Below are 5,071 nucleotides of genomic sequence, written 5' to 3' on the forward strand. Positions count from 1 at the left end.
ACTTACTAGTTAAACTAGACATTTCCATAGATTTTTGCGTACAACGTTTCATAGCTGAAATGATAGCTGTTCTTAAACCTTTTTCTTCTAGCGTTACTACAGCCTCTATCGTCGTTCCACCTGGAGAACAAACCATATCCTTCAATTCACCTGGATGTATTCCTGTTTCCAATACCATTTTTGCAGAACCTAATACAGCCTGAGCCGCAAATTTATAAGCTTGTTTTCTCGGCATACCGCCAAGTACAGCAGCATCTGCCATGGCTTCTATAAACATATACACATATGCTGGAGAAGAACCACTAATAGATGTAACAACATCCATTAGTTTTTCATTTATGACCTCCGTCTGGCCGAAAATATTAAATATGTTCAGTACCTCTTTTATATCTTTTTCTGTAACCATTTCATTAAAACATAACGCAGACATTCCTTCTCCAACAAGTGCCGGTGTATTAGGCATTACTCTAACAACTTTTAACTTTCTACCAAATTCATTCTCAGTGCTCTTAATACTTTTCCCTGCAGCAATAGTTACAACGATTACATCATTTTTTATTTGATCTTTTATTTGGTTAATTACCGATGAGTATAAATCTGGTTTGATTGATAAAATTAAAATGTCAGCGCTGTTAGCGACTTCATTGTTGTTAGTAGTTATAGTTATGCCATATTCATTACTAGCATTTTTTAAATTAATGACATTTAAATCTGAACAAATTATTTGATCTGGAGAAACTATATTTTTTTTAATCATCCCACCTATCATAGCAATACCCATGTTTCCACATCCGATGAATCCTATTTGTTTATTCATAATAATTTGCTCTTGCTCCTTCTACTCTAAATTTTATTGATCTTGAAATTATTATTCTAAATAAGGGCTATTACAATTACTTGGTTTATCAATAGAATTTCAAAATTCTCCTTCCTATATAGAGCTTACATATACCTCTAATAACTTCTTTGCTTTCGCTGAATTTTGAGGTGTGGGTCTTACTGCCCGGCAAATAGCGGGATAAAATCATTTCTTTAATCTATAATAAGAAGGACATAAAAAAACAAAAAGTTACAAAAATTTTCAAATTAAAACTTTTATAACTTTTTGTTTTGATGTAAATATAATTTCAATTAAAGTATCTCATCGTTTTAAACTTGACGATCCATAATCTTGTATAGTTACATTTATATGATATTTAATCGGTACTTTACTAAATGTTTGATCCCAATCTTTTTTAACTTTCTCCCATGTTCTCGGGTGTTTAATTCTTAATTGGTTGCCAAAACCCGCAATATCGACTTGATATTCTTTTTGTATTTTTTTTGTAACATGATGTACTAAGTGCTTTACTTCTTTTTCAATAGCTTTTTCTTCCCTTTTTAAAAATTTATTTTTAAATTTTTTTCCTGATTGCATCCAATTTTCAGACAAACGTCCTTCTGATTCAATGTTTACATCAAAGGAAATATTATTTCCATTAACATGTGGTATGATTTTGCTTTTTATTGACTTTATTTCGTATATAATGAGTTTCTTTGATTCTTTATCAAAAGTTTTTACCACACCACCATTCCTTTTTCCATTTATCCATACTACTCCTTCCAATTCCTGTTCATTTAAAAAGCCCATCAACTTTTTTGTCTTCCCTTTAATTACAGCAGCTCCTGCAAATTTTGTTTCCCCTTTTATCGAGATTACATTTTGCAAAAGAAAACTGGACCCTGACCGCATCTTTCCTTCCAATTTAGCGAGCGATACAGGAGGTAAAATCCTTGTTGTTCTATTTCTATTATCTGCAATTCCAGACAAACGAAATGCTGGGATTTCTCCTTTTTTGTTTGATTCCAGTACCTCCTTCGCTAGACCCTTGCTAATTAAGAGCATACAGCTAAGCCGAACTTCATTGTCACGGAGATACTGTTCAAGTAATTGTTCTAAACTGAATGTACGTACAAGACTATCACTAATAACAATGTTTTTTAAATGTGGGCTGAACATTGTGCTCTCTCTTTTCAATGAAAACTCACGAACAATTTGATGAATGGAATCACCGGTCTCAGAAACATTTATATAACGTTTTTGTTGTCCATTTCCTTTACTTTGTGCTTGCGAACTAACAATTTGATAAGTAGCTGTTATAAGATTTCTTTTAGGATAACCTCCTTCCTCATCCTCTCTCTCAATTGTTGAATCCTTCCCTTTATCTAGTGCTATACCTGCAGTTAAACTCAACTCTTCTACTTCTTTACTGCTCCAACATCCTGTTAAAAATAGAAGCAAAAGCGTCCATAACAAAGTCAAATAGAACCGCATATAATTAAATTTATTTTTCACACTACTCCTCCTTTTAATCGCGTAATAATAAGAAGAAGCAGTGGCAGTAAACCAAATAAAAATAAAGCAGCATTACCGAGCATATCCCCCAATTTAAGCAAGTCATTTATATTTTTCGAAGTCATAGCAATGATGTAAATGATTGGAATCAAAGCAAAAATAAACGGATGAATTCTCTTTTTAAAGAGTTGTGCTAATCCTAATGCAGCTGCATAATAACTAATCGTATAGGTAGCAAATATTTGCATAATCCATATTACAAGCAATAAAGATTCAAAACGTTCAAATATCAATCCAGAAATTTCAAAACTGCGCATAAGATCAATTGTCGGCCATGTTCTTGTTACAACCCCATCAATTGATAATGCACCAATGACCATTACAACAGTTATTACATAAAAGATTAACGGAATAGAAATTCCAACTAAAATAGCTTTTACTGCTTTATTTCGTTGTTCCATAAATACCAAAAGAATTAACATAATTTCAGGACCTGTATATGCGAGAGACGTTGTTTTTATCCCATCTAATACTGGTTTAATTCCCAAACCTAATACGGGACGGAGATTATCTATCTCGAATATTCCGATGCTCATAAAGGAAATGATTAAAAAAATAAAAACAGTAATAGGAAATATTATTTCAAACATCCGTGCAATTGAATTAATACCACTCATAATCAAATAGAGACCTATCCACATAAAAGGCATAACAATAGCCCATGTGGGGGTTCCTTCGAGCAAAAAAAAGCTTATTACTTCTGCCATTGAACGAATTTGAAATGCTGAAGTTGTAAGAAAATACCCTATAATAAGAAAACTAAGTAATCTGCCTATCCATTTCCCTACAATATCTTGACTGTATTGGTAAAATGTTTTTTCTGGAAACTGCTGACTTAATTTGACCATAATTACTCCTGAAACCATTGCCAGTATTCCACCTAATATCACACTTATCCATACATCTGGTGTTTTCACTTTTTCCACAGATGCTCTGGGCAGAGTGAGAATTCCTGTCCCAAGTATGTAATTTACAATAATAACAACTGCCTGTGAAGTTGTTATTCGGTCTTTAAGTTTAGTAATCACTGAAGGCCACTTCCTTTCGTCATCAGCTACCTTTTGCGGATATTTTTTTTGGTATGCATTATTTTCGGTCGACGTCTCATTATTTTTAATGGCATGCGAACCATAAAATCTTTCCAGTCACTGAATTGATATGGAACAGCAGGACTGGTATAAGGAACGCCAAAACTTTTCAGTTTCACTAAATGACTGCAAAGTAAAAGAAAGAAGAGAATAACTCCATACAAACCAAATATCGCAGCACAAAACATAGCTACAAAACGAAGAATGCGTAACGTAATTCCTACACTATATTGCGGAATAGTAAAAGAAGAAATAGCTGTTACCGCAACAACGATAACCATTATTGGACTAACAATTCCTGCTTCTACGGCAGCCTGACCAATTATTAAACCGCCCACAATTCCCATTGCAGGTCCAATTGGTTTAGGCAGACGTAAACCTGCTTCTCGCAAAACTTCGATAGCTACTTCCATAATTAACGCTTCTATTAAAGCGGGAAAAGGGACTCCTTCTCGCGATCCGATAATAGAAATAGCGAGCTTAGTGGAATTAATCCTGGATGAAATGAAATAAAAGAAATATACAGTGCTGGAGCAAATAATGAAACAAAAGCTGTCATGAAGCGTAATAAGCGGAGAAGCGTACCAGGAAGCCACCTTTCATAATAATCTTCTGGTGATTGCAGCAGCATACTAAATGTAACTGGAGCAATTAAAACAAATGGTGTTCCATCTAACAAAATAGCTACTCGACCTTCCATTAAAGCACTAATAACACGATCAGGTCGTTCTGTATTTTGAATCTGCGGAAAAGGACTGAGATAATTATCTTCAATAAGTTGCTCTATATAACCAGATTCGAGTACACTGTCTATGTCAATTTTCTGAATTCTGTTTTTTATTTCATCCACCAATTCTGTACTAGCAAGATCTTTAATAAATGCGACAACTAACTCTTTCTTTGCACGTTCTCCTACTGGTAGCTTTACTAATGATAAGTTCTCATCCGCACAGTGTCGTCGCAAAAGTGAGGTATTATCACTCAATACTTCAGTAAAACCGACCCGTGGCCCTCTGACTAATGCCTCCGATACTGGTTCTTCAATATTTCGTTTATTTGCTTTTGTTGTACCAAGAATAAACACATCTGCTAAACCATCAATTAAAAGAGCTGTTGAACCTATCAATACTTTGGGTATTAAATCTTTTATGTAATGGACTTCTGCTACTTCACTAATTGTAAGAACTTTATTTTTAATATATTCTTTTGAAACAGTTCCCTCCACATAAGAAGATTCATTTTTATATTCATCAGAAAAATCATCCATTAGTAATTTCATAATATGTTTGTCAATTATCTCTTTATCTGATAGGCCATCAACAAAAACGATCCCAGCCTGAATATCTGTGCGTCCAATATTAAACTTCCGAAAGCGAACATCAGAATTATGTCCGATTTGTTGCTTTATAAGTTCTAAGTTAGAGGCAAAATCATTTGTGAAATGAACGATTGCATTTTGAGATGGTTTATGCTCTTGTTTCGTTTTACTTTGAATATTATTTTTTTTCACTTGTTTGTCTCTTGACTTCCACCAACTCATTCTTCCCACTCTTTCTCTGACATACGAACCCAATGAAAAAATCTTGAA

3 protein-coding genes and 1 pseudogene are annotated in these 5,071 nt (G+C 33.8%); all 4 read right to left on the reverse strand.

All coding sequences use genetic code 11. The annotated features are described in order from the left end of the window. A partial coding sequence (proC, locus tag ACQGS6_RS22620) for a pyrroline-5-carboxylate reductase (RefSeq protein WP_001041290.1) occupies positions 1–817 on the reverse strand: 817 nt, incomplete at its 3' end. Positions 818–1,141: 324 nt separating this feature from the next. Continuing rightward, entirely contained in the window at positions 1,142–2,335 is a 1,194-nt protein-coding gene (locus ACQGS6_RS22625; RefSeq protein ID WP_426965635.1) for a Ger(x)C family spore germination protein, read from the reverse strand. Next, on the reverse strand, positions 2,332–3,423 hold the full coding sequence (locus ACQGS6_RS22630) for a spore germination protein (protein WP_000628927.1): 1,092 nt from the start codon (positions 3,421–3,423) through the stop codon (positions 2,332–2,334). Before ACQGS6_RS22630 ends, ACQGS6_RS22625 begins: the two co-directional genes overlap by 4 nt. Positions 3,424–3,449: 26 nt before the next feature. Further along, positions 3,450–5,023: pseudogene (locus ACQGS6_RS22635) on the reverse strand (spore germination protein). Positions 5,024–5,071: the final 48 nt, after the last annotated feature.

It is taken from the genome of Bacillus sp. GMs2/2 (genome assembly GCF_050172095.1).
Lineage (GTDB): Bacteria > Bacillota > Bacilli > Bacillales > Bacillaceae_G > Bacillus_A > Bacillus_A cereus.